Source organism: Couchioplanes azureus (assembly GCF_014648355.1).
Taxonomy (GTDB): Bacteria; Actinomycetota; Actinomycetes; order Mycobacteriales; family Micromonosporaceae; genus Actinoplanes; species Actinoplanes azureus.
This window is the reverse complement of record NZ_BMQY01000015.1, coordinates 57,420-81,142: the sequence shown is the minus strand read 5'-3', so window position 1 is coordinate 81,142 and position 23,723 is coordinate 57,420. Positions and strand designations below refer to the sequence as shown.

The 23,723-nt window shown below is 70.8% G+C and carries 23 protein-coding genes; 9 read left to right on the top strand and 14 right to left on the bottom strand.

All coding sequences use genetic code 11. The annotated features are described in order from the left end of the window. The first annotated feature begins 8 nt into the window (after positions 1-8). Both IEY99_RS32125 and IEY99_RS32120 read left to right on the top strand, forming a co-directional pair. Positions 9-1,394: a diguanylate cyclase domain-containing protein gene (locus tag IEY99_RS32125; protein WP_189207871.1), complete on the top strand. Its 1,386-nt coding sequence runs from the start codon at positions 9-11 to the stop codon at positions 1,392-1,394. 606 nt (positions 1,395-2,000) lie between these two features. Next, positions 2,001-2,387 (top strand): hypothetical protein, encoded by a 387-nt coding sequence (locus IEY99_RS32120; protein ID WP_189207870.1) that lies wholly within the window; start codon positions 2,001-2,003, stop codon positions 2,385-2,387. A gap of 51 nt (positions 2,388-2,438) precedes the next feature. Here the strand turns inward: IEY99_RS32120 and IEY99_RS32115 are convergent, their stop codons facing one another. The 3 genes from IEY99_RS32115 to IEY99_RS32105 are packed head-to-tail and all read right to left on the bottom strand — an operon-like array spanning position 2,439 to position 5,950. Continuing rightward, entirely contained in the window at positions 2,439-3,335 is an 897-nt protein-coding gene (locus IEY99_RS32115; RefSeq protein WP_189207869.1) for a 5'-methylthioadenosine/S-adenosylhomocysteine nucleosidase family protein, read from the bottom strand. Beyond that, positions 3,332-5,044 (bottom strand): AbeC-like domain-containing protein, encoded by a 1,713-nt coding sequence (locus tag IEY99_RS32110; protein ID WP_189207868.1) that lies wholly within the window; start codon positions 5,042-5,044, stop codon positions 3,332-3,334. Before IEY99_RS32110 ends, IEY99_RS32115 begins: the two co-directional genes overlap by 4 nt. A gap of 33 nt (positions 5,045-5,077) precedes the next feature. Further along, on the bottom strand, positions 5,078-5,950 hold the full coding sequence (locus tag IEY99_RS32105) for a hypothetical protein (RefSeq protein WP_189207867.1): 873 nt from the start codon (positions 5,948-5,950) through the stop codon (positions 5,078-5,080). Between the two features lie 327 nt (positions 5,951-6,277). On the opposite strand from IEY99_RS32105, the gene IEY99_RS32100 reads away from it, so the two are divergent. Further along, complete coding sequence (locus IEY99_RS32100; RefSeq protein WP_189207866.1) at positions 6,278-6,850, top strand: hypothetical protein; 573 nt, start codon at positions 6,278-6,280, stop codon at positions 6,848-6,850. A gap of 93 nt (positions 6,851-6,943) precedes the next feature. Continuing rightward, positions 6,944-7,588 (top strand): dihydrofolate reductase family protein, encoded by a 645-nt coding sequence (locus tag IEY99_RS32095; RefSeq protein ID WP_189207865.1) that lies wholly within the window; start codon positions 6,944-6,946, stop codon positions 7,586-7,588. 95 nt (positions 7,589-7,683) lie between these two features. Here the strand turns inward: IEY99_RS32095 and IEY99_RS32090 are convergent, their stop codons facing one another. The 3 genes from IEY99_RS32090 to IEY99_RS32080 are packed head-to-tail and all read right to left on the bottom strand — an operon-like array spanning position 7,684 to position 10,735. After that, complete coding sequence (locus IEY99_RS32090) at positions 7,684-9,588, bottom strand: RICIN domain-containing protein (RefSeq protein WP_189207864.1); 1,905 nt, start codon at positions 9,586-9,588, stop codon at positions 7,684-7,686. A 14-nt stretch (positions 9,589-9,602) separates the two neighbouring features. Then, a complete protein-coding gene (locus tag IEY99_RS32085; protein WP_189207863.1) occupies positions 9,603-10,256 on the bottom strand; it encodes a prepilin-type N-terminal cleavage/methylation domain-containing protein in 654 nt (217 codons plus the stop codon). Continuing rightward, complete coding sequence (locus IEY99_RS32080) at positions 10,253-10,735, bottom strand: type IV pilus modification PilV family protein (protein ID WP_189207862.1); 483 nt, start codon at positions 10,733-10,735, stop codon at positions 10,253-10,255. Before IEY99_RS32080 ends, IEY99_RS32085 begins: the two co-directional genes overlap by 4 nt. A 435-nt stretch (positions 10,736-11,170) precedes the next feature. Between IEY99_RS32080 and IEY99_RS32075 the strand changes: the two genes are divergently transcribed. The 4 genes from IEY99_RS32075 (at position 11,171) to IEY99_RS32060 (ending at position 14,323) form a co-directional block, all read left to right on the top strand. Next, positions 11,171-11,350, top strand: coding sequence for a hypothetical protein (locus IEY99_RS32075; protein ID WP_189207861.1), 180 nt, complete (start codon positions 11,171-11,173; stop codon positions 11,348-11,350). Next, complete coding sequence (locus IEY99_RS34740; RefSeq protein ID WP_229799453.1) at positions 11,343-11,855, top strand: hypothetical protein; 513 nt, start codon at positions 11,343-11,345, stop codon at positions 11,853-11,855. Before IEY99_RS32075 ends, IEY99_RS34740 begins: the two co-directional genes overlap by 8 nt. A gap of 238 nt (positions 11,856-12,093) precedes the next feature. Further along, positions 12,094-13,665 (top strand): TrkH family potassium uptake protein, encoded by a 1,572-nt coding sequence (locus IEY99_RS32065; protein WP_229799452.1) that lies wholly within the window; start codon positions 12,094-12,096, stop codon positions 13,663-13,665. Then, entirely contained in the window at positions 13,658-14,323 is a 666-nt protein-coding gene (locus IEY99_RS32060) for a potassium channel family protein (RefSeq protein WP_229799451.1), read from the top strand. The genes IEY99_RS32065 and IEY99_RS32060 overlap by 8 nt, the downstream gene beginning before the upstream one ends. 33 nt (positions 14,324-14,356) lie before the next feature. On the opposite strand, the gene IEY99_RS32055 is transcribed toward IEY99_RS32060, so the two are convergent. The 6 genes from IEY99_RS32055 to IEY99_RS32030 all read right to left on the bottom strand — a co-directional run bounded on the left by IEY99_RS32055 (position 14,357) and on the right by IEY99_RS32030 (position 20,837). Further along, positions 14,357-15,934 carry an ABC transporter permease gene (locus IEY99_RS32055; RefSeq protein WP_189207860.1) on the bottom strand — a complete coding sequence of 526 codons (1,578 nt, stop codon included), beginning with the start codon at positions 15,932-15,934 and terminating at the stop codon, positions 14,357-14,359. Between the two features lie 56 nt (positions 15,935-15,990). Further along, positions 15,991-16,881, bottom strand: a complete 891-nt coding sequence (locus tag IEY99_RS32050) for an ABC transporter ATP-binding protein (protein WP_189207859.1) — start codon at positions 16,879-16,881, stop codon at positions 15,991-15,993. A 136-nt stretch (positions 16,882-17,017) separates the two neighbouring features. After that, positions 17,018-17,890, bottom strand: a complete 873-nt coding sequence (locus tag IEY99_RS32045; protein WP_189207858.1) for a polysaccharide deacetylase family protein — start codon at positions 17,888-17,890, stop codon at positions 17,018-17,020. Between the two features lie 79 nt (positions 17,891-17,969). After that, entirely contained in the window at positions 17,970-18,677 is a 708-nt protein-coding gene (locus IEY99_RS32040) for a DUF981 family protein (RefSeq protein ID WP_189207857.1), read from the bottom strand. Positions 18,678-18,859: 182 nt separating this feature from the next. Beyond that, positions 18,860-19,330: an SRPBCC family protein gene (locus IEY99_RS32035; RefSeq protein ID WP_229799450.1), complete on the bottom strand. Its 471-nt coding sequence runs from the start codon at positions 19,328-19,330 to the stop codon at positions 18,860-18,862. 55 nt (positions 19,331-19,385) lie between these two features. Continuing rightward, positions 19,386-20,837, bottom strand: coding sequence for a S8 family serine peptidase (locus IEY99_RS32030; RefSeq protein WP_189207855.1), 1,452 nt, complete (start codon positions 20,835-20,837; stop codon positions 19,386-19,388). 259 nt (positions 20,838-21,096) lie between these two features. On the opposite strand from IEY99_RS32030, the gene IEY99_RS32025 reads away from it, so the two are divergent. Beyond that, positions 21,097-21,849: a hypothetical protein gene (locus IEY99_RS32025; RefSeq protein WP_189207854.1), complete on the top strand. Its 753-nt coding sequence runs from the start codon at positions 21,097-21,099 to the stop codon at positions 21,847-21,849. An 89-nt stretch (positions 21,850-21,938) separates the two neighbouring features. Here IEY99_RS32025 and IEY99_RS32020 read toward each other — a convergent pair whose 3' ends face one another. Both IEY99_RS32020 and IEY99_RS32015 read right to left on the bottom strand, forming a co-directional pair. After that, positions 21,939-22,895: a phosphotransferase enzyme family protein gene (locus IEY99_RS32020; RefSeq protein WP_189207853.1), complete on the bottom strand. Its 957-nt coding sequence runs from the start codon at positions 22,893-22,895 to the stop codon at positions 21,939-21,941. A gap of 75 nt (positions 22,896-22,970) precedes the next feature. Then, positions 22,971-23,669 (bottom strand): SemiSWEET transporter, encoded by a 699-nt coding sequence (locus IEY99_RS32015; protein ID WP_189207852.1) that lies wholly within the window; start codon positions 23,667-23,669, stop codon positions 22,971-22,973. Positions 23,670-23,723 lie beyond the last annotated feature (54 nt).

Genomic DNA, 23,723 nt, shown 5'->3' with positions numbered 1-23,723 from the left:
GGCGGTCGATGGACGCCGGACCGAGCGGCACGCCGGTCAAGCTCCGGTACGCCGCCTGTGCCGCGCGACTGCGCCGCCCGTTCGCGTACCTGCGCGTCGGCACCAAGATCGCCGTCGTCTCCCTCGTCGTCGCGGCGATCTTCGCCGGAGTCGGCGTGATCGGCCTGCTCAGCAGCCGCCACCTCGCCGCACAGCAGGACCACCAGTACCGGGTGAACGTGGTCGCCCTGGCACACATGACGGCCATCCGCGCCGCGATCGGCACCCAGCAGGAGGCCGTGCTCGCCCACATCCTCTCCGACCAGGGCTTCTACCAGGACAGCGCGGCCGCCACGATCGCGCAGACCGACGACACCATCACGCTGGTGCTCGACAAACTGAGCACCGTGGGGCTGCCGGCCCGGGAACGTTCCCGCCTCGACTCCTTCCAAGCGGTCCTGAAGTTGTGGCGGACCGCCCGGGACACCGCGCTGCAGGCCAGCACGCTGGGCGAACGGCAGCGCGCCGCCTCCATCGTGCTGGTGCGCTCGGAGGCCATCGCCCGCGCCGTGAAGGACCGGGCCGACGAGTTCCTCGCCCACCTGGTCGACGCCGTCGCCGCGGGCGCCAGGAACGCCCGCGAGAGCAGCGAGAAGACCGGCCGCATGATGATGCTGCTCCTCGCGTCGGGCACCGTCGTCGCGATCGCCCTGTCGGTGCTCGCGGCCCGTACAATCTCCCGCCCCCTGCAGGAAGCCGTCGACGTGCTCAGCGGCGTCGGGCGCGGGGACTTCAGCCGCCGCCTCGACGTGAGCAGTCATGACGAGGTCGGGCAGCTGGGCCGGGCCCTCAACGAGACCCTCGTCGCCCTCGAGGACGCCTTCGCCGCCATGCGGCACCAGGCTTTCCACGACGGGCTCACCGGGCTGGCCAACCGTACGCTCTTCCGGGACCGGGTCGCCCAGGCGATCTCCAGCGCCCGCCGGGGCGTACCGGTAGCGGTACTGCTCATCGACCTCGACGGGTTCAAGCAGATCAACGACCTGTACGGGCATGCGGTGGGCGACGCGCTGCTCACCGCCGTCGGGCAGCGCCTGCGCGAGGGCGTCCGCGGTCACGACACCGCCTCACGGCTGGGCGGCGACGAGTTCGCGGTGGTGCTCGACGGCCTCGACAGCCCGGACGACGCCCCGGCCGTGGCTCAGCGGATCCTCACGGCGATCCAGGCCCCGGTCACCGTGGGCGACCGGGAGATCCGGCCGCGGGCGAGCATCGGGGTCGCCAGGTGGCAGGGCCAGACCGGGGTCGACGCACTGCTGCACGACGCGGATGTGGCAATGTACGCCGCGAAGACGGCGGGCAAGGGCCAGGTCGTGATGTTCGACCCCGCCGACGGGTCGATGCTGACCGCGTGACGATCGTCACGATGGTGATCCGGAGACCGCACGGGCGCCGTACCGCAGGCAGACCCAGGTGTGTGCGGAAGGGTGGTCGCGTTCGTGGCGCCGGCATTCTCGGATCATCCGGCAGTATCCGATCCAGCAGCCCGCTCGAAGTACCGGGGGCCGGACAGGGTTCCGCGCCAGCGCGTCGGGTACGTCCCGCACGGTGGTGGCGGGGGCCACGACAGCTACCCCGGGGCGCACCGATGGCCCGGAGCCCGGCCGGACATGTACGACACGGACTGGCCGCCGCGCCGGCGCCGAAAGGGCAGGCGCCGCGCTCGGCGGTCAGGCCGCAGGGTGTTGGTCCTGGTGGCGATGAGTGCCGTCTCGGCCGCCGTCGGCGGGATCGTCGCCGTCCACGGCGCCGGCCCGGCGACCACGGCGCCGGTCACCATCGATGCCGCGCTCCAGCAGAGATCGAGCGCCCCGCCGGCCGCCACGCGAGGTGAGGTGCGCGCCTCCCGGGCACCGGTCGCGCCCTCCAGGTCAGCCGCGGTTCCTGCCCCTTCGCCGAGGACGACCCGGCCACCACGACCGGTGGCGGGCCTCAATCAGGTGCAGATGAACAATGCCGCGGTGATCGTGCAGGTCGCTCGGCAGCGTGGTCTCCCCCGCCGGGCGATGCTGGTGGCCCTGATGACCGGAATGCAGGAATCGAGCCTGCGCAACCTTGCCAACCCGTCCGTCCCGGCGTCGCTCGACCGGCCGAACGAGGGAAGCGGCCAGAACTTCGACTCGCTCGGTGTCTTCCAGCAGCGTCCGAGTCAGGGCTGGGGCACTGTGGCGCAGCTGATGAGTCCGCGGTATGCGGCGAATGCCTTCTACGAGCGGCTGCTCAAGACATCCGGCTGGGAGTCCCGGAGTCTGGGCGACGCGGCGCAGGCCGTGCAACGATCGGCAGTGCCGGATGCCTACGCCGCGCACGAGAAGCTGGCCAACCAGCTCGTCGACGCGTTGTCGTGAGCCGACGAGGGCGGCGCGACGAGCCGGACGACCTGTGCCGGCGAAGTGGCCCTATCCGGCCGGACCGAAGTCCAGGTACGGCACGAGCATGCCCATCACCTCGGCGGCGTGGCGGGCGGCGAGGTCGTGAAAGGCATGACCTTTGTGCTGGTCTGCGGTGTCCGAGATACCACGGACAGTCAGCCATCCGCGCAGACCGGCATCCTGCCGCACGCTTTCGTGGAACGACTGCGCGACTCCCGCGGCCTCCGTTTCCACCGCCAGTACTTTCTCGTGGAAATGGTGCAGCCAGCGGCGGATCTCCGAACCAGCGTCGGTCACGACGGCGTTGCCGGTCCCGATCGGTCCGCGGTGGATCCGGAACGACTCCCCGTCCGGCCGGCGTTGCTCCGCCGGCGTGGCGGCGCAGAAGTCGTTGAGGCGGTACCCGAGCGAGACCGCGACCGACTGGGCCTGACCACGACGGTGGATGCCGTCCGGTGCTTCGCGCCGGGCGTCGTACGAGATGATCTCATCGGCCAGTACGACGTCGCCGACCTCGACACCTCGGCCCACGCCCCCGGCGATGCCGACCAGCAGCACGACGGCGGGATGGTACTCCTCGACCAGCCCCCGGTATGCCAGCGCAGCCGAGTTCGTACCACGGGTGAAGGCCTGCACCGCGGCCACGCGGATGCGCGGTGTGCCCCGCCCGGGAAGCCATGCCTCCCGGGCCAGCGGGCCGTGGCTCAGCCGCCGTTCGTGGTAGTCGGCCATCTGCCGCAGCACCGCCTGTACGGCGCGGATCTCCTCGTCCAGGATGGTCAGGATGCCGATGTCCGCGCTTCGGCGCTGCGGCGCCGGGCCGGTCCGCGGGGCGCTGCCCCAGACGACGTCTCGGCCGGCGACCGGACCGTTGTTCGTGACGGTGCCGCCGAACGTGTGCACACCGCCGTTGATCATGATCATGCATTGCCTCCGGCGTGTACGTCGCGGCCGGCCACCGGGCCGTTGTTCGTGACGGTGCCGCCCCAGTTGTGGACGCCACCGTCGACGTTGAGGATCGACGCCGCGCGTGCGCGGTACTCGGCGGTGTCGATCTCCCGGTCGTCGAGGAAGTCGAGGACCGAGGCGATCACCCGCCGCTCGATGAGCTTCTGGTACTTGGCGACGTCCTGGAGCTGGGTCAGCAGTCGCATCTCCGGCTCGCGCCCGAGCTCCCGGATGCCGACCCGGGCGCCGTAGTCGTAACCGCGTGTCAGGCGCGCCTCCTCCGCCGGCCCGCTGTCCGCCCCGGCCACAAGGTTGATCAGCGCCGCCGCCAGGTTGGCGGGCGATCGCCAGATCATTCGCGGGGTGTCGGCCAGACCCGTCGTGACGGCGCGCAACCAGGCCACCGAGCTGTGGCCCTCCACCGTGTCGACGATGCGGAACCGCTCGTCGCACGGCGGCAACGCGGTCGTGGTGAGCTCGAGATAGAGCGAACGGCCCTGGACCGCGATGTGCACGTGGACCGTCGTGATCAGCTCGCCGCCCCACGAGAAGACCTGACAGGCCAGGTAGTGGCGAGCCGGGGTGGTCGGATGGCGGACCACGGCCGCCATCACCTCCGGAGGCGTGTGCGGCAGGAGCTGACCGACCTCGGTGCCGCTCAGGCAGATCCGGTCCTCCACGGTGAGACCGGCGATCTGTTCCTCGGCCTGCCGGTGCGGCAGGAGCATCGACAGGTGGGCCCGCACATAGTCGACGAGCTCCTGTGCGTCGAACGGCGGCTGCGCGAACTCCCGCTCCCGCTCCGTCGGCGTGGCGCCGGTGCTGAACGCCGCGCGAATCCCGTCGACCTCCCGGGCCAGCGGGCGGACGGCTCGCACCAGGCGCTGCGCGAAGCCCCACGTCTCGACGATGTCGCCGGATCCGACGTACTGGTTGTAGCCGCTGTAGACCGTCGTGTTGCCGCGCTGCTGCCGGGCGATCTCGTCGAGCCGCGGGTTGCGGACCGGTTGGGTGACGCGAGAGCCGGGCGCCATCCGGGAGAGCTCCGTCTGCCGCCACAGGCTGAAGCCGACCGGATAGAGGAAGATCAGCAGTGCCAGGAACAGACTTCCCACGGCCATTGCGGTCAGGGCGGTGTCCGCTCCCGCGATCCCGCCCTGGCCCAGCGAGCCCATCGCCTGGCTGACCAGCGATGTCGACGCGAACGCACCGACCACGCTGGCCAGCGTCCAGCCGAGGACGAGCAGCAGGACCCGGGGCACCAGCGCACCGAGGGGCAGCGACTCCCCGTTGCGGAGCTTGCGCATCATGTCCCGGGCGAGACGGTACGTCGCGATCGTCGCCTGCAACGTGGCCATGCTGGACAGCACGAGCAGAAGCGACGCAGGCGAGGCGATGGCGGCGACCAGCACGGTGCCGAGAATCGCCGAGTCGCGAACCATGGCGGCGTTGCGTGCACGCAGGCAGTGGGACAACACCGGCACCGCATCGAACCCGAAGGACGGGGCCACGACCCGGCGCGGTTGGTAGTAGACCTGCCGCAGACATTCGTTGCGGAAGGCGTCGTCCAGGTACGCCCCCGCGCACAGGTGCCGCGTCGCCGTCGTCGGATCCTCCGGGTACGGCGGCGCCGCCGGTCGCGAGTACGTGCGCGGAGAGTCCGTACGCTGGGTCGGGTACGTCATGAGGTCTCCTGTGTCAGTGCCTGGGTGTGATGATCAGGCCGGAGGGCGAAGGCGCCGGACGGCGCACTGGTTGGCCCGTGCCTCGACCGAGAGGGCGGGGAAGCGTGCGGCACACCAGGAGCGGACGTCCCGCTCGTGGCGGAAGTCGCCGAGAGCGAACGTCACGTACAGCGGCGCGCCGTGATACAGCTGCTGCGTACCGAAGTCGGTGCTTCTCAGCAGCACCACCGGGACGTCGCCGTTCGCCGGGTCGTCCCTGAGCCGCTGATGTTCGGCGAGGATGTCGGTGGCCTCGAACGTGTGCGAGCCGTCGGCCGTCGTCTGGAGCTCGTCGTGGATGCCGGGATTCTTCGAGGCCAGCTGGGCGACGTACCGGTTGTCGAGCGACAGGCCGGTCAGGTCGTCGTCGCTGATCTCCTCCAGCCGCGCGAGCGCCGCCTGCTGCGGATCCGCCTCCGGCTCGGTCGATGTCCGCTCGGGAGCCGGCGTTTCCACGACCGCGTCGTCGGTGGGCGTCACGGCCACGCCCGAACCGCTCCCCTCGGCGTCGTCGACCGGCGGCACGGCGGCCACGGGTCTGGTCTCCGGCGGCGGCGCGTCGCCGCGACGCAGCAGAAACCAGGTGCCTCCGCCGGCAGCAAGCACGACGACGAGCAACCCCATCACGAGAGGAAGGAGCCGACGCCGACCGGTCGACCGCGGATAGTGCGCGGGGCCTGGCCGAGACACGATCCAGGGTGGCGGATCGGACTGCGCTGCAGGCGTGAATCCGGAGGGCGCGCCAGGGCGCGCATATTCCTCATTCGAGGAGAGAAAGTGTTGATCATTCACGGGCGTGACCGAATCCTCGCTGGAACAGCGCGGCAGACATGGCTTGACACCCGGCGCCCACAACAGAATCGGCATCTATTCGATCGTCGGGTGGCAGGAGCCTAACAGCGGGCCCTTCGCCTTTTCCATGCCTCTTTCCCTCAACCTCCGTATAAAGGATGATCGTCCGGCCTGAGTGGCCGAACGGCCCACTGATCGCCGCATCGCCGCATTCAGCCTGCGACCGGAAGGTCGATGCCGCCAGGACTGTGACCGCCGCGCGCCATCACTCCCCTGCCGGCCGCATCCGCCGTCCGGGGTGGACATCCCAGCCCGGTCACCGCGAGTCGGCCCCGGGACACCGGGCGCCGTTGCTTAGATGGTCAGGCACCTCATCCTCGATCGCGCCGCAAGGAGACCGATGTGCGAAGGCGCGTCCTGACCATCGGCGGGTCAGCCGCGATCGTGGTCGCAGTGGCCGGAATTGCCGTGTGGATCGACGCTCGCGACGACGAAAGGGCAGGCCTCCCTCCGGATCCCACGCTGGCCGCGGACGTGACGCAACGTCTGGTCCGATCGCTGGAGCAAGATCCGCGCTTCCGCACGGAGATTTCTCAGGAGCCGGGCCGGCGACCCGTCTGCGCCGCGAAACTGATCGGCATCGCCCCCGCCGCGGCCACCGACATGGCACGGGTCGAAAAGGTGTACGCCTGGGTCGTGTGCAAATGGATCCCCACGGGGACCAGCACCTCCGGGCCGACAGCCGACGGCCTTTCCGGGCTCACCTCGCCGATCGCCGTCCAATTCAGGCCGGATTTCCGGTACACCCTTCCCGCCGACGGCGAAGGGCACGAGGAAAGCGTGAAGGATATTTTTCCCACGAATCTGCACCAGGTCGCCACCGACGGAGTTCCGGGCTCAGGATCCCTGGAGACGATCGTGAACCAGCGAATCTCGCGCCTGATTCCGCTGCCGTCGCCCTCGCAGTCCGGCTAGGAGGTCACTCTCCCTTCGGAGCCGCAACGGTCCAGGCTTCGGCCCGCCGGCAGCCTCGACATGTCCGGCCGCGAACGGGCCTAGAGTGAGGCGATGTCGAAGGTACGGGTGCACAACCTCGCGGTCTCGCTGGACGGGTTCGCCACCGGGGAGGGGCAGAGCCTGGAGGCGCCGTTCGGGCACGCGGGCGTACGGCTCATGGAGTGGTTCTTCGAGACGCGTGCGTTCCGGTCGATGAACGGCAGGGACGGCGGAACCGAAGGTGTCGACAACGCGTACGCCACGGCGTGGGGGCCCGGCATCGGCGCCGAGATCATGGGTCGCCACAAGTTCGGGCCGCAGCGGGGCGCGTGGCAGGACGAGGAGTGGAAGGGCTGGTGGGGTGACGATCCGCCGTTCCACACACCGGTCTTCGTGCTCACCCACCATCCACGGCCGACGCTGACGATGGCGGGCGGCACCACTTTCCACTTCGTCGACGCGAGTCCGGCCGAGGCGCTCGCGATGGCGCGTGACGCGGCCGGCGGCCTGGACGTACGCGTCGGCGGCGGGCCCGGCACGGTCCGCCAGTTCCTCGCGGCGGACCTGATCGACCACCTGCACGTCGTCCTGGTCCCGATCGTTCTGGGCCGGGGCGTGCGCCTCTGGGACGGCCTGGAGAGCCTCGAGGACCGTTTCGCGGTGGAGTCGGTGACGAGCCCGAGCGGCGTCACGCACTTGACCTTCACCCGGCGCTAGAGAGCGCAACCACTCGTCGTCGCCGCCGTCCGCCGGAGCCGGGCCCTCGCCATGGCCGGGCAGCCGGCCATGGCGAGGACGTCACCGCGTGCAGGTCAGCCGTGGGGCGGTCCGGTCCATGCAGGCGGATCGACCCGCGTCAGGTTGTGCAGCACCACCGGTGAACTCGGCGGCGGCGATGACGACGACGAGGACGGCGACGGCGACGGCGACGGCGACGTTGAGGGCAGCGTCGGCATCGGCGCGGCCGTCGTCGGGCTCGCCGCCGTCGGCGAGGGGGACACCGGCGTCTTGGCGGCGAGCAGCATCGGGGCGTTCCACTTCTGCCGGCGCAGCACGGAGGCCTGGTTGAACCGGTCGACGCTGTTCGGGTCGTTGCTCGCGTTGATGCAGGTGTCCACGATGAGCTTCCAGTGGTACGACGCCTGGTTCCAGTAGAACTGTGCGCTCGAGCCCACGCTGGACGAGCCGTTCGGGTGGGTGAGGCACCTACCGTTGGCGTCGACGATGCGGAACTGCGTGTAGTCGTTACCGGTCCGGCGGTAGATCCGCCATTTCTGGGCCGTCGTCGGCTTCTTGGGATCGCAGGCCGCGAGCGTGGGCCATGTCGTTGCCGTCGTCAGGCAGTACGGATTCCTGCCGACGGGATCGAAGGCGACGATGGGACCGACCACGCCGGCCGGGCCGTCCGCCCACTGCGGCAGCCGCCACAGTTGGGTCCATCGCACGGCGGCGAGCTCAGGCGCCTGCACGCACTCCATGTTGGCCATGAAGGTGGTGTACCGGTCGATGCAGCGTGACGGCATACCGTTGTTGACCAGCTGGGTCGCGACACACGGGTAACCCGCGTCGGCGGTGCAGTCCAGCGTCCGGCTGCCGGCCTGGCCCGGACCGATCTTCGTGTAGGTGCTGAAGGTCTGCCTGCTGCTGAAGGTCTTGCTGCGGCAGTTCGCGCCGCCGCCGAGCACGATCGGAGAGCCGATCCTGCCGGGGCTCTCCACGTTCAGGCACAGGCCGCTGAGCTCCGCGTCCTTCGGGTTGATGCCCTTGGCCCGCGCCATCTCGTAGTTGCCGAACTCGTTGTAGTACCAGCGCTGGCGCATCGGCGGCGGGCTCAGGCACGGCTGCGTGGTGACCTTGACGCCTGCCACGGGGAGCGGGCCCGCGTCGAGGCACATGGCCGTGCCGGACAGGATGCCCGCCACGAGGGCGAGCGTGAGGTCCTCCCGGTAGTACCAGTTCTGCCGGAAACCGTTGTCCTGCACGTTGCCGGAGTTGCAGGTCTCCAGGGTGACGCCGGTGCCGGGTGCCGGCCGCTGGCTACCGGGGTCGAGACACTTCTCGTCGCCACGGGTGGTGGTGTAGGCCATGATCGGACGCGGATTGACGAAGTCGTCGTACTCCGGTCCCCAGGTCGCACTCGGCGTCGGGGCCAGGCTGGTCGGGCCGGTGCCGGTGTTCGGGCCGGCGCCGGACGTGACCGGGCGGATCTCGTAGTCGCCCTGCAGGCTTCGCCGGCCTTCCCCCGCGACCGAGCTCCGCGGGGTTCCGGTCGAGGTGAGCCGAACGTACTCCGGGAACGCCCCGTGTACTGTGGCGCAGCTGGTGATGGGCGCCTGGGCCGGAAGCGCCGGGTCGGCACTGTAGTACTTCAACGTCACCGAGTAGAAGGCTCCCTCCCTGGAGTCCGGGTCGCCGGCAGGTTCGACGATGGCCTTGGTGGGATCGTCGAAGCAGGGAAGCTTGGCGGGAGAACCCTGGACGACCGCGGCACGCACGGACGCCACGGCCGCCTCCAGGCCGTCCGAGGCGGCCTGCAGGACGTCGCCGGTGCGTACCGTGGTGCGCGTGTCGGTGACCTGGCCGAGGACCAGGGGGGTCGCCACCGCGCCGGCCGACACGGCCACCAAGGTGACCAGCATGGCGATCGGCAACGAACCTTCCTGGTCCGCGCGTACCCACCGGCGCAGGACACCGGGCCTGGAACGCCACCGCTTCACGGTCTTCTCCCTACTCAGAAACACTCGGTGCCGACGGCGTACGTGCCTTGGTTGTATGAGTTCGGCGCGACGAACCGCTGCTCGAGCGGCCTGCTCGACGCCTCGCCCCGCAACCTCACCCGCAGGTGGAACTCGACGGTCTCGGGCTTTTCGTCCGGTGGAGGCGCGCTCCCGTCCCCGGGCACCGTCGCCGGTTCGGGCTCGAACTCGAACGGTTCGGCACCGACCGCCTCGACGCCCTCCACGAGGATGGTCGGCTGGGCCGCGGCGGCCGTCCCGCTCGCCGCCCACGTACGCAACTCCAGCTTGCCGTCCTTCAGCGAGACCGCGCCGCAGCTCAGTCCCGGGGTGGCAGTTGCCGTACCGGCGACGGCGACCCACGCCAGCGACGGGTCGGGCAGCTCCGGTCGCGCCGTCGTACCGGAGAACAGCTCCATGTCCTCGGCGAACCGGATCTCGCGGTCCAGCCTCAGCACGGCACGGCCGGACTGGGCCTGCGCATCCGTGTACGCCGTGGCCAGCCTCTGCTGTTGCAGCACGCCGACGATCCCGGTGGTGGCCATCGCGGTGATGACGGACAGGATGGTCATCGCCACCATGACCTCGATCAGCGTCACGCCGGCGTCACCGATCGGCCGGCCCGGCCGCTCGTTCGCCTCCGCGATCACGACGGGATCGCCTTCTCCGCGTTGATCATGGCGTCCCCGCGCTGCGAGCGCATGCCGCCGCCCTCGGGCCATGTGACGGTCACCAGGACACGGGCCATCTCGGCGCTGCCGGGCTGGGAGTGGTCGACACACTCCGGCGTGGTGTCGCCGGGGGTCAGGACCTGCCAGCACGGCGTGACGCTGGTGGTCATCTCGAACTCGAGACCGTTGATCACCGGATTGCTGACCGGTGGCTCCTTGGCGGCCTCCTTGCCTCCGAGTCCGCGCAGCCGGTCCAGCTCACCGGACACCAGCTGCGCGGCGACCTGCCGGTTGGCCTCGGCCCGGGTGGTGGCCAGCGAGATGAGCTGCAGGGAGGCCGTGAACGTGCCGACCAGCCCCACGACGAACATCGCCATCATCAGCTCCAGCAGAGCGAATCCGGCGTCGTCGGGGCGACCGCCGGCGGCGTTCGCACCATGATCGGCAGCTTCGTTCACGGGTGCACTGTCGGCAGGCGGGGCCCCCACTTGAGAACTCTGCCGGTCGCTTTCGGGTCGCGCGACCTCTCTCACACCGGGCGCGGTGCCCACGCCGCCGCCGCGGCACATCGCCGATTGTCAGATCGGCGACAGCGGCGCACTCTTGGTCGGCCAGTCGCCGGACCGAACAGAGCGCGGCCGTTGTCGGTAGCAGCGAGAACAGCTGAGGCCTTGACAGCCTCCAGTTGACAGAAGCAAGGGGTCACCGCCTGTGAGCTTCTGCTGCGTGGATCGGTCGCACAGCCAGTCCGCCGCTCGACCCGACCGTGCTGGGAATCATCGACATCTGCGCGGCGGCGCCCAGGCTGCTTCCCGGACGCCGCCTCACTCCGATCCTGGCAGGAAGGGAATTTCATGACCCTACATGCGCGCGGCCGGAACCACATCCGCCAAGTGGGGCGGCAACCGGATCCCGAGCGGCCGCAGTTCATCACCCTTCGCGGCGTCGTCATCACGATGATCTCACTGATGGCGGCGGTCGCCGTATGGCACCGTACGGGAAGTGATGCAGTTCTGACGGTCGCCGCGGTGCCGCTGGTCTACAACACGCTGGACAGGTGGATCCGTGACTAGTCCCCATGAAGCCGTCGCCTTGCCGAGCGGCCGCCGCCAGCCCGTCCAGCGGCAGTGGTCCATCGAAATCGATTTCCGCAAGGACGAGATGACCAATGCCTGGCTCCAGGCCGCATCCCTTCCCGGTCGACAGTCGACCGAGCACGGCGATCGCACCTGTCTGCGAATCTCCGTGAGGGCGACGGACGTGAACGGCGCAGCCACCAAGGCTTACCGAGTCATCGCCGATGCGGCCGCACATTCGTCGGCGCCCAGCATCATAACCATGCGGATCCGCCCCGCCGGAGAAGCCAACTATCTGCCCGAGCTGGTCGGCCTCTCGGAGATATCGACGATACTGGGCGTCTCGCGACAGCGAGCCGCCCAGGTGGCGCGGAAGGCCGGTTTTCCGTACCCGGTGGCGGAACTCGCCATGGGACCGGTCTACGTCCGGCACGACGTCGAGGATTACGCCCGGGACCACGGCAGGATCGTTCATCACCTGACTCCGAGAAGGGCAATGTAGAAACATGTCGGGCTGTCCCCGGTTCTTGCGGCGTTTGCCGGAGAACCGGGGATACCTGCCGACGGCTGACGATTCTCATGGCCTCTTCGTCGTGGTTCCTGTTGCGGTGAGGTCGGTGCAACACCCGCACGCACGGCCGCACCTCACCCTTGCCGGATGAGGCGCTCATGGCGCTCGGGCGATGGACGTTTCGGTGGTAGGCGGCCGCGTCGCGGACCGCGGCGTGGATCATGTGCTGATGGGTTCGACTGCGGGGCAACTGCTGTTGGCGCTGGCGCTGCTGGTGGGCATGGTCCTGGCCTGGGTCGCCGGCGTCGCGCTGCTGGCGTTCAGGCCCGAACGTCGTGCGCACCCCTCGGCGGAGCCGTCGCGGTGGCGGTTGGCCACGGATCGTGTCGTGTCCTCCCTGCGCCGGCAGGTCGCCGGGGCGTGGGCCGGGTTCCGGCGGTGGCGGCCGCCGGTGGCGGTGACAACCGCAGCGTCGCAGGTGGTACGGCATCCGGCGCGGCTGGTCGTGGTGGGTTTCGGCGCGGCGGTGCTGCTGGGCACGGCGGTGCTGTCGCTGCCGTTCGCCACCGAGTCCGGTCAGCGGGCTCCCTTCATGACCGCGCTCTTCACCGCGACGTCGGCGGTCTGTGTGACCGGTCTGGTCATCGAGGACACCGGCTCGTTCTGGTCCGGATTCGGTGAGGTGGCGATCCTGGGGCTGATCCAGATCGGCGGGTTCGGGATCATGACGCTGGCGTCGCTGCTGGGCCTGCTGGTGGCACGGCGACTGCGGATGCGGCTGCAGCTGGGCACCCAGGCGGAGACCAAGGCGATGGGCGTCGGTGAGGTCCGGCGGGTCGTGCTGAGTGTGCTACGGATCAGTGTGTTCGTCGAGGTCACCATCGCGGCGATGCTGGCGTGGCGGTTCGCGGACGGCTACGGCCACAGCCCGGGCAGGGCGATCTATCTGGGGGTCTTCCACTCGATCTCCGCGTTCAACAACGCCGGGTTCGGGCTCTACCGCGACTCGCTGATGCAGTTCGTCGACGATCCGCTGATCTGCCTGCCGATCTGCGCGGCGATCATCATCGGTGGCCTGGGCTTCCCCGTGATCTTCGAGCTGCGCCGGGAACTGCGCAGGCCGCGCAGATGGTCGGTCCACACCAGGACCACCATCGGGATGACGGTGGTCCTGCTCCTCGGCGGGTGGGTGGCGATCGAGGTCAGCGAGTGGACGAACCCCGCCACGCTGGGGCCGCTGGGCATCCCCGGCAAGCTGCTGGCGGGGTTCGTCACCGCGGTGATGCCGCGTACGGCCGGGTTCAACAGCGTCGACCTGGCCCAGCTCAACGACGTCACCCTGCTGATCAACGATGCGTTGATGTTCATCGGCGGGGGCAGCGCCGGCACCGCGGGCGGCATCAAGGTCACCACGTTCGCGCTGCTGGGATTCGTCATCCTCGCCGAGGTCCGGGGCGAGCCGAGCGTGCATGCCCTGGGCCGGCGGATGCCGTCCGGCGTACAGCGGCAGGCGTTGACCATCGCGTTGCTCAGCGTCGCGGCCGTCGTCTCCGCCACCATGGCGCTGCTGGCGCTGACGCCGTTCACCCTCGATCAGGTGCTGTTCGAGGTGACCTCCGCGTTCGCCACCGTGGGCATGTCTACTGGGATCACCGCCCAGGTCGGCACCGCCGGGCACGTCATCCTGATCCTGCTGATGTTCATCGGCCGGCTGGGCCCGGTCACCGCGGCGGCGGCGCTGGCGTTGCGCGAACGCACGCGCCGCTACGAACTACCTGAGGAGCGACCCATCGTTGGCTAAGAAACCGAACGACAACCGCATCGTGGTCCTCGGCCTGGGCCGCTTCGGCAGTTCCCTGGCCCTGGAGCTGATGCGCCAGGACTGGGAGGTCGTCGGCGTCGACGCCGATCCCAAGCTGGTGCAGACCTACGCCGACCAGCTGACCCACACGGCGGTCGTGAACACGACCGACGAGGAAGCGCTGCGGCAGCTCGGCGTGCACGAGCTGACGCATGCGGTGGTCGCGGTCGGCACCTTCATCGAGGTGAGCGTCATGACCACCTCGTTGCTCGTCGACTTCGGCATCCCGAACATCTGGGCCAAGGCGATCAGCCGGCAGCACGCCACCATCCTGCGCCGCGTCGGCGCGCATCATGTGGTGCTGCCCGAGCACGAGATGGGTGAACGCGTCGCGCACCTGGTCACCGGGCACGTCCTCGACTTCATGGAGTTCGAGGACGACTACGCCCTGGTCAAGACCCGCGCGCCGAGGGAGGTCACGGACCGGACGCTGGCCGACGCCGCGCTGCGGGCGAAGTACGGCGTGACGGTTGTCTCGATCAAACGCCCGGGTGAGGAGTTCACCTACGCCACCGCCGACACCACCGTCTACGCCGGTGACATCCTCATCGTCGCCGGCAAGACCCGCCACGTCGAAGCGTTCGCCAACCTGGACTGACCCGTACCCGGCACCCGGGTCGAGGCACCGGTTCTACAGGCGCAGATCGCGGCGCCGGTAGCCGATCGCTCCGGCACCGAGCAGGGCCACGGCGACGACCGTCATCACCGCGGTTGCCGGCCAGTCCGGGCCGGTGAAGGGAACCGCGGCGACGTGCGCGAAGGGCGACACGTCCACCACCCATCGCGGGGCGTTCACACTCTGCGCGATGACCAGCAGCAGAAAGCCACCCGCGGTCGGCACCGCGCCCACGGCCGTCACGGCGGGAGGCAGCCAGCCGAGCGCCAGGACCGCCGCACCGACGCTGAGCAGGACAACGGGCAGCGTGTTCCAGACGCCGCCCAGAGCCGCGCCGAGCCCCAGATGTCCCGGGGTGACCGCGACACCGGCCCAGGTGGCGAGCCCGGCAACCGTCGTGAGAAGGGCGGCGCCGATCACCGCGGGAACCGTCTCGGCGGCGAGCAGCCGCGTACGCGACACCGGCTGGGCGGCCAGCAGAGCGAGATGGCGACGGGATTCGGCCTTGGCGAACGCGTCGATCCGGCCGACCGCGAACCCGCCGACGGGCACGGCGAGGAGGGCGAAGATCGTGGCGGCGTAGCCCTCGACCGTGGCCAGGCCGGTGAACCCGGCCTGCACCGCCGCGTCGGCGAACGCGGGATTGTCGGTCAGGAAGCGGGTCATCGTGTCGGCGATCAGGCCGATGAGCAGGAAGTACGCCGCCACACCTGCGGCCCAGCCGGCCAGCGGGCGCAGTAGCCGGCGCACCGCGAAACCCTCCACCGATCCGAGCAGCGCCGGCCGTGAGGCCCGGGTGGCCGCAGGGGAGCACAGCGCGCCACCGACGTCACGACGACCCGCCGCTGCGACCGCGGCGGCGGCCAGGACAGCCGTGGCCGCGGCGAGAACCAGCAGCGGCGCCGGCCGGTTGCCCGCATACGGCCGGCTCAGCTCGAGAAGCCCGAACGGCGAGAGCCACCGCAGCCAGGCGAGGCTGTCCACGCCGTCGCCCACCATGCGGGCGAGCAGGGTCATGGCGAGCACTGCGATCGCCGTGCCCGTCGCCGCCGGTCGTGCGGGGTGGAGCTGTGCGCCGAGCGCGGCCGTCGCGATGAAGAACACCCCGAGCAGGGACAGGCCGGCGCCATGGACGACAGCGCCGGTCAGGTCGGTGCCGGTGACCGCCAGGCCGGCCCAGACCGCCGCACCGAACGCCACCGGAGCTGCACCGACGGCCAGCAGGTGGGTGACGAGTACGGTCCGTAGTGGCACCGGGCCGGCCAGGAGGATGTCCCAGCGCCCCGCCTCCTCCTCGCCACGGGTGATCCTGGTGGTCGCCAGCACTCCCCAGACACCGACGAGGACGGCCAGCACGGTGCCGGTACGCCACACCGTGAAGCCGCCCGCATCGTCCAGGGCGACCGGCTCACCGAACAACGTGCGGATCGCAGGGTTGGCGGCCAGCGACTGCAGACCGCCGGCCACCGAGCTGTCCCTCGTCAGCTGCTCGTAGGTGGCCGCGACGAGCGCCGACATCCCGGCGGCGAGCGCGGCCACGACAAGCCCGCCGCGCCGGACCAGACGAGCCGCCAGCGCCACGAGGGTTCGCACGGTCCTCCCCCGGTCGCCGGCGAGCGGTCGTCGGGGGGCGGTCAGCGTCCCGGTGCTCATCGGACCGGCTCGCCGTAGTAGTCGAGGAAGATCTCCTCGAGGGTCGGTTCCCGGACGGCAATGGTGACCACCTGGCAGGCGGCCAGGGCCCGCAGCGCCGGTCCCGGCGCGCCGGTCAACGCGAAACGCAGCCGCCCCGGCGCGGTGTCGACGGTCTCCACACCCGGCACCGCGTCCAGGTCCGGCGGAGCACCGGTGTACGTCACGGTGACCTCCGCACGGTGCATCCGCCGGAGATCGGCGACGGTGGCGACCTCGACCAGGCGCCCGGCGCGCAGGATGCCCACCCGATCGCACACCGCCTCGACCTCGGTGAGCAGGTGGGAGCTCAGGAAGACGGTCTGACCCCGGTCACGGGCCTCGTCGACGGCACGGCGGAACTCGCGTTCCATCAACGGATCCAGGCCGCTCGTGGGCTCGTCGAACACCAGCAGCGACGCCCTCGTCGCGAACGCCGCCACCAACGCCACCTTCTGCCGGTTGCCCGTCGAGTACGCCCGGCACGGCTTGCTCACGTCCAGCTCGAAGCGTTCCACGAGCTCGTCGCGGTACGTCAGGTCGATGCCGGGCCCGGTGCGGGCCAGCAGTTCCAGCGTCTCCGCCCCGGTCAGTTGCGGCCACAGGGCCACGTCCGCCGGAACGTACGCCAGGTGCCGATGAGCACGGCCCACATCGGCCACCTCGTCGCCGAAGATCCAAGCCTGCCCGGCGGAAGGTCGAGCCAGCCCGAGCAGCAGCCGGATGGTGGTGGACTTGCCGGCGCCGTTGGGTCCGAGGAAACCGAACACCTCTCCGGCCGGGACGTCCAGCGTCAAGCCGTCGAGCGCCAGCACGCGCGGCCCGTACCGCTTCGTCAGACTCTGGGTGCGCAGGGCGATCTCGTTCATCGGCGGCCTCCGGTCGCATACGGAAACAGAACCGCCGACCAGGCTTCCCGGCACACCTGCGCTCACCGTACTCCTGCCCCGCCGAGACGAGAAGGGCACCGCCGATGTCAGAACACCGTCATCGCGGCCGGCCGATTCACCCGGGTTGTCCACCCAGCAGCTCGGAGAGGGTGACCGGCTCCAGGCCGCGCCGCTGGAGGCCCGCCAGGATGAGCGGCAGAGCCTCGTCGGTGTACTGGGCGTTCGCCTCCGTGACGTGCATGATCACGATCGAGCCGGGGCGCACCGCCGACAGCACCGCCTGCACCACGGGGGCCGCGCTGCGGGCGAACGGGTCACCGCTGACCACGTCGCCGTCGACCACGGTCACGCCGAGCGGCGCCACCGCCCGCAGCGCCGCCTCGTCGTGGCAGAGGCCCGGGAACCGGAAGTACCGGGTCTGACGCCCGCCGAACGGTTCCAGCACCCGGAAGGTCCTGGCGACGTCGGCCGTCATCCGGTCGGCCGGCAACCGGGGCAACCCGTAGCAATCGCCCGTGAACGCCGCGTGCTCGTAGCTGTGGTTGGCCAGCTCGACCCGGGGATTGGCCGCGAGTCTGCGCGTCACCTGCGGATACTGCTCGGCCCACTGGCCGGTGACGAAGAAGGTCGCCGGTACCTTCCGTTTCTCGAGCAGAGTCAGGATCGGAAGATTCGCGTACGAGGACACCTCGCCGCGCCGCAGCCGAGCGATCATGGCGTCGGTCATGTCGGCATCGAAGGTCAGCGCCACCCGCGTTCCGGTGCGCGGGCCGTGGTTCACCACCGGCGGCAACGCCCCGCGACGGCGCGGAGCCGGCGTGCCGGTAGGGCCGTGCGTCGACTCGACCGGCGGCGGGCCGGACGATGCCCGGGCGCCCCGCTCGGCCGGTGCGCTCGTCGCCGGAGCGTCGGGCACCGCCTCCGTGCCGCCGCACCCCGCCAGCGCCAGCACCGCGCAGAACGCGAGCATCCGTCCATGAAACGACATGCGGGCGATGGTGGCACCGCCGCGCCACCACCCGCTACACCCCGGGCGCCCTGGCCGCTACCCGGTCGCCGCGGCGCGATCACCAGCGGAAGTCCGGGCCATCCGTGCCGAGGTTGATCAGCAGGCCCGTGTGCGTGTAGAAGTTCATCGCCGAGAACAGCGCGAAGGCGACGCCGGACACGGTCCAGGCCCAGTACATGACCGGCCAGGCGACGCGGCTCTGCGGGCGGATCGCGAACGGGAAGGCGAGGCAGCCGACGGCGGCGAGGCCGTACAGGACGATGGCGAAGAACAGGTTCTCGATGATCGGCCAGTCGTGCAGCAGCCCGGTGATGGGCTCCTCGGCCGGCGCCGAGGACACCGCGTCGAACCGCGCGATCGCGGCGGCGCACCAGGCGAGGACGATGCCGAGCCAGAACACCATCCAGCTCGCCGGCGACAGCGCCGTCCGCAGCCGGTCCGGGTCGAGGGGATCGCCGCTACGGGCGAGGTACCAGGCCGCGGCGAGCAGCAGCACGCCGAGGATCAACGTCGGCTCGCCGAAGATCGTGTCGATGTGGTCCTTGGCCGGCGCCAGGGGATGCCACACCGTCATGACGAAGCCCAGGCCGGCGAGGATCGCCCCGAGGACGCCGAAGGTCGCGGCCCATCCCCCGCCGGCCCGCTGGTGGCTGACGAGCAGCAGCGGCGGACGGTCACCGCGGACGACGGCCCAGAAGCGCGGGACCAGCATGAGGGCGACCCCGGCGGCCACCCCCATGGTGGTGTTGAACATGATCAGTCGCATCGGACGCCCCCCGGGACGGCGCACGGATGGTCCGCCGGGGAGCATTCCGAACCGACCGTCAGGTCATCGGTGGGCTGTCGCACCTCGGCCGCGGTGTCCATCCACCCACGACATCAACATCGCCACCTCCCTGTCACCGTCACCCACCCGAACGTGACAGAGCCCCACGAGCGGTACGGCGCTCAGGCGGCTCCGGCCCGTGCCTCCGCGGCCACGCGGAGCCGCTCCAGCGTCTCGGTCATCGTGCGGCGGTTGTGGGCGTCGCGGTCGGTGATGCCCAGCGCGGCGATGCCGAAGAGCTTGAGCAGCAGACCCCGGCGGTCGGTGTAGGTCTCGGTCACCTCGCAGCCGTCGTCGACCGGGCGGAACGCGTACGTCCAGCGGGCCACCGTGAGGAAGCCCCCACCGACCACGTCGAAGCTGAACTCGCGGCCCCGGTCGGCGGCCACGACGGTGCATTCGGTGCGCCATCGCCGTCCCCGGTAGGCGTTGGTGCCGGTGAAGCGGGCTCCCACCCGGGGGCTGGGCGGTTCGGTGAGCCAGCGGCAGCGGGTGGTCTCGGGACTCCACTGACCCATGCGGGTGACGTCCGCGACGAGGTCCCACACGGCCTCGGGCGCGGCGCCGATGCGGGTGGCAACGGTGACGGGCATGTCCGCCATCGTGCCTGACCCGCACCGGTCGTGGTGTACCCGGTCCGGGCCGGGGTCAGGACCAGGCGGCGTTCTGCCAGGTCACCGCCGTCCAGGAGTTGTTCGACCAGGAACGGCCCGACCACGAGCGGCCCGACCACGAGCGGCCGGTCCAGGACGACATTCCGGACGCGGCGGCGGTGTAGCCGGTCCCGGTCCAGTCGTGCCCCATCCACCTGCCGCCGGACCAGGACTTCTGTGCTGCGCTGGCGGGAGCCCAGCTCTTCGTGCTGAACGGGCCGAAGATGTCGTTCTCGCCCTTGAGCGCGACCGTGCCGTCGGAGATGTGCATGGTGCCCCGCGAACCTTCGAGCGTTCCGGTGCCGGTCGACGGGGTGAACCTCTGGGCGGTACTCGCCACGTTGTAGCTGAGCGGCGCCTGCGAGTACGCCTTCCACGCCCGCGTGATGTCGAGGACCTTGTAGGCGACCCTGTTCGACGCGGTGATGGTCTGTGCGCTGGTCTTGATGACGCTCTTGATCTGGTTCGGCGTGAGGGCCGGGAACAGCTGGAGCAGGTCGGCCACCACCGCGCCGGTGACCGCGGCGGCCTGCGAGCTGCCGCTGCCCACGAAGTAGTTGGTGCCGATCCGGGCGCCGGGGTACCGGACGTCGATGAAGGAGCCGGGCGCGCGCAGCGAGACCAGCGAACGACCGGCCGAGATGACGTCCGGGTACCGGGCGCTGCTGCCGCCGCTGCTGAAGTCGGCGAGCTTGTCGTCGGACCAGGTGGCGGTGGCGTTGTCGTCCAGGGCGCCGACGGCGATGACGAACGGGTCGGTCGCCGGGTTGCGCAGCCGGGCACCGATCCCGTCGTTACCGCCGGCCACGACCACCGTGATGCCGGCGCGCCAGGCGTTCTCCACCGCGGCGGACAACGGGTCGACGATGGAGGCCTGCGTGCCGTCGGTGCCGTACGCGAGGACCATGACCTTGATCGGGTTCTTGGGGTCGTCGTTGCGGTGCGCGGTCGCCCAGTCGATGCCGGCGATCACCTGGGAGACGTCGACCGCGCCGTTGGCCGCGCCGACCTTGATGGAGGTGAGCTTCGCGTCGGCCGCCAGACCGGTGAAGCCGGGGGTCCGCGCCGAGATCAGCCCGGCCAGGTGGGTGCCGTGGCCGAAGCGGTCGACGTACCGGGTCTTCGGGTCCTGGCTGTCGAAGGACAGGTCCGGACCGTTGACGACGTTGCCCGACAGGAGACCGGGCACCGGCGCGACGCCGGTGTCGATCAGCGCGATGCCGACGCCCTTGCCGGTCGGCTGGACGTTCGCGGGCAGGCCACCGAAGTTCACGTCGTCGCGGACGTTACCCACCGTCCGGGTCGTGCCCTCCCAGAGCCACCCGCCCGAGGTGGACTTCGTCACGTCGGCCTGTGCCGGGCCACCCGGCGCCGCAACCACCAGGGCAGTGGTGCAGGCAGCCAGCGCGAGTGCACCACCACGCCGAAACGCTCCGACGGTACGCATGCCACCAGCTCCGTTCGTCGCTCGACCCCGGCGGCGAGGTGCCGCCGATCGATCGAGGCCGACCATCGGCCCCGCCGTGCGGCACCTGAGACAAATGGAGATCTCGTTCTTCAGTCATCGCGGTGCCTCGCACCGCAGTGGTGGTGAGTGCCTTGCACCTCGCCGGTGATCTGCGGGAAGGCAGAACTTCGGTTGAGGTCGGCTTGACCTGGGTCCGGCAATGTTGTCGGGGTCAGCAAGCATGAAGGAGCAGGGGAACATGAAGAAGTTGTCGCGCCTCGTCGCCACCCTCGGTGTGGCCCTGGCCGGCGCCGTGCTCGCCGCCCCGCAAGCGGCGTCGGCCGCCGCCGACGCCGAGGTTCCCGGCGTCCCGATGGGTGTGCAGCAGGTCCGCTCGGCGAGCAGCGCCACCCAGACCGACGTCTACTGGAAGCCGGTCAGCCACGCCGCCCGCTACCGGGTCACCGTCAAGGACGGCGCGGCCACCGTGGCGAGCACCCTCGTCCCGGCCACCCAGGCCCTGGCCGACGGCCGGCACCACCTGAGCGTGGCCACCCCGAACGCCTGCAGCACGTACAAGATCACCGTGCGGGCCGAGGACGCCTTCGGCCAGGGCGACCAGATCACCGTCACCGAGAAGTCCCTCGCGCCCACGATCGTGACCAAGGCGCGCGGTTACCGCGGCACCGACCGCAGCCGGGCCGTCTTCGAGATGTCCGCCCCGCAGTGGAAGGGCTACCTGGTCGGTCCCGCCGGCGGCGCCCGCGGCGACGACCTCAAGAGGCCCACCATCGCGGTCACCACCAAGCTCCAGCTGGTCCGGCTGGCCGACAACAAGGTGATCAGCACCGTCACCACCACCCAGACGGGCTGGACCACCGCCAAGCTGACCCGCACGTTCAGCGGCCTGGACGCCAAGCGCGCCTACGTGCTGAAGGTCAGCACCGCCAACGGCTGGGGCAGCTGCGCCCGCCAGGAGGGCAAGATCCTGCTCAACGCGATCCGCGCCTGACAACCGGCGAACGTGACCCACCCCCCCAACCGAACGGCCCGGCGCCTCGCCGGGCCGTTCGGCATGGCCGGCGATCCCCCGAGGCCTTGCTAGCCGGCGTCGAACGGGTCCATTGCCATCGCTATGAGGGCATCGGGCCGGAGGTTCGCCTCCAGCAGCCGCACTGCCCTCGCCCGCCAGGTGTCGCCATAGTCGCCGGGCGTGAACGCCTCCCCGGCGAGGAATGCGATGTCCGCGAGACCACGGCTGCCACGCCAGTACGCAAGGCGGCGGGGGTCCACCGTCACCGGCCCGTAGCCCTCGAAGAACCAGTCCCGTTCCCGGGCGCCGATGTGCTCGTCGCCGTAGGTTCCGCCGAGGACGAACATGAGGTCGTGCTCGGGCGTGGACAACGCCGCGTCATCCCAGTCGATCAGCCACGTCCGGCCGGGCGCCGCCAGGACGTTGCCCAGGTGAGGGTCGGTGTGGCACACCGTCGACGGCGTCACCGCCGGCGCCAGCGACTCGACCCGGTCCGCGACCGCCGCGATGCGTTCCGCGTGCGCCATCCAGATCTCGCGGGTCCGGGCGGCGATGTCGTCGGGCGGTGGCGAGGACTGCAGCAGTTCCTGGGTCGCCCGGGTCGCCGCGAGGTCCTGCTCGTGGCCGGCGACGGGTAGCACGGCCGCCAGCTCCGGCGTGACCGGCAGCGCATGCGCCGCGGCGAGCACCGCGCCGAACTCGCGCCACTGGGCCTCGTCCAGGCCACCGTCGAGACCGGAACGGTCACCCACCCACGGCACGACCGACAGGCGGCGCCCGTCCCGCTCCGACCACAGACGACCGTCCCGCGTCCGGACCGGAGCGGCCACCGCCCGCAGCCCCCGATCGGCGAGGGCGCTGGGCACCACGAGTCCGGCCGCGGTGCCACCGGCGGACCACTTGATCGCGTATGCGGCCGTTGCCGTGCGTCCCCGCATGTTCTGCGCCGCCCGGTCCACCCCGCCGTCGATCGCTTCGACGGAGACCAGACGGATGCCGAAGTCCGCGGCAACGTAGTCGATCATGACAGGAATGCTAGCCCGGCCGCTCGCCTCATCCTCAGACGGCTATCGATGTTGCTGCCCGCCGGCAGGACGAGATCACGCCGCCGCCACGGACAGCACCAGGGCGTCGGTGTCGGCGGCGGCTCGCGGCACGGCCACCACGCCGGCCGGTACGGCAGCCGCGGACACCGGCGCCGGCCGCCGGGCCATGACCAGGACGACGCACACCACCAGGCAGGAGATCAGGCCGGCGAGCGAGCACACCAGCACCGCGGACTGACCGGTGTCGTGCGCGTACCCGGCCCAGCAGAGATTGGCCGCGGCCGACAGGCCCCACCGGAGCCCGGAGACACCGGAGAGATCCTGCCCGCGGTCGCGCAGCAGGGCGAGCGGTTGCGGGAGGTTGGCCAGCAGGACCGCGCCGGTCAGGGCCACTCCCAGGGCGGAGCCGAGGGCGCGGTCGTCCGATCCGGGCAGGTACGCGAGGCCGGCGGCGGCGGCCGTGACGGCCAACAGAGCCGTGGCGCCGCTCGCCGCGCCCAGGCCGGTCCGGCGCCGGCGCAGGTCCGGGCGGGCGACCAGCAGGGCGACCAGGATGGCGAGCCCCGCCAGCCCGGTCACGGTGTTCGTGACGATCTGCACCGGATCGCCGATCAGCAGGCCGTACTCAATCCAGCCGAGCGGCAGCGCGACGCCCAGCCAGGTCGCGGTCGGAGACAGCCCGGCGGTCCGCCGGCGTACGGCCGACGTCCAGACCTGCGGCCACAGCAGGGTGACGGACAGCCCTGCAGCCATCCAACCGATAAGAACGCTGAACACCGAGATTCCCCATCCGAGACATCGCGTGGT

Coding starts and splice junctions, on each gene's coding strand:
- IEY99_RS32110 (WP_189207868.1), bottom strand. CDS start 5,044: ATGACGTACCCGACCCAGCGTACGGACTCTCCGCGCACGTACTCGCGA.
- IEY99_RS32030 (WP_189207855.1), bottom strand. CDS start 20,837: ATGCGTACCGTCGGAGCGTTTCGGCGTGGTGGTGCACTCGCGCTGGCT.
- IEY99_RS32105 (WP_189207867.1), bottom strand. CDS start 5,950: ATGCCGATTCTGTTGTGGGCGCCGGGTGTCAAGCCATGTCTGCCGCGC.
- IEY99_RS32050 (WP_189207859.1), bottom strand. CDS start 16,881: ATGAACGAGATCGCCCTGCGCACCCAGAGTCTGACGAAGCGGTACGGG.
- IEY99_RS32040 (WP_189207857.1), bottom strand. CDS start 18,677: ATGCGACTGATCATGTTCAACACCACCATGGGGGTGGCCGCCGGGGTC.
- IEY99_RS32020 (WP_189207853.1), bottom strand. CDS start 22,895: ATGATCGACTACGTTGCCGCGGACTTCGGCATCCGTCTGGTCTCCGTC.
- IEY99_RS32125 (WP_189207871.1), top strand. CDS start 9: ATGGACGCCGGACCGAGCGGCACGCCGGTCAAGCTCCGGTACGCCGCC.
- IEY99_RS32115 (WP_189207869.1), bottom strand. CDS start 3,335: ATGATCATGATCAACGGCGGTGTGCACACGTTCGGCGGCACCGTCACG.
- IEY99_RS32065 (WP_229799452.1), top strand. CDS start 12,094: ATGGGTTCGACTGCGGGGCAACTGCTGTTGGCGCTGGCGCTGCTGGTG.
- IEY99_RS32095 (WP_189207865.1), top strand. CDS start 6,944: ATGTCGAAGGTACGGGTGCACAACCTCGCGGTCTCGCTGGACGGGTTC.
- IEY99_RS32045 (WP_189207858.1), bottom strand. CDS start 17,890: ATGTCGTTTCATGGACGGATGCTCGCGTTCTGCGCGGTGCTGGCGCTG.
- IEY99_RS32015 (WP_189207852.1), bottom strand. CDS start 23,669: ATGGCTGCAGGGCTGTCCGTCACCCTGCTGTGGCCGCAGGTCTGGACG.
- IEY99_RS32025 (WP_189207854.1), top strand. CDS start 21,097: ATGAAGAAGTTGTCGCGCCTCGTCGCCACCCTCGGTGTGGCCCTGGCC.
- IEY99_RS32035 (WP_229799450.1), bottom strand. CDS start 19,330: ATGCCCGTCACCGTTGCCACCCGCATCGGCGCCGCGCCCGAGGCCGTG.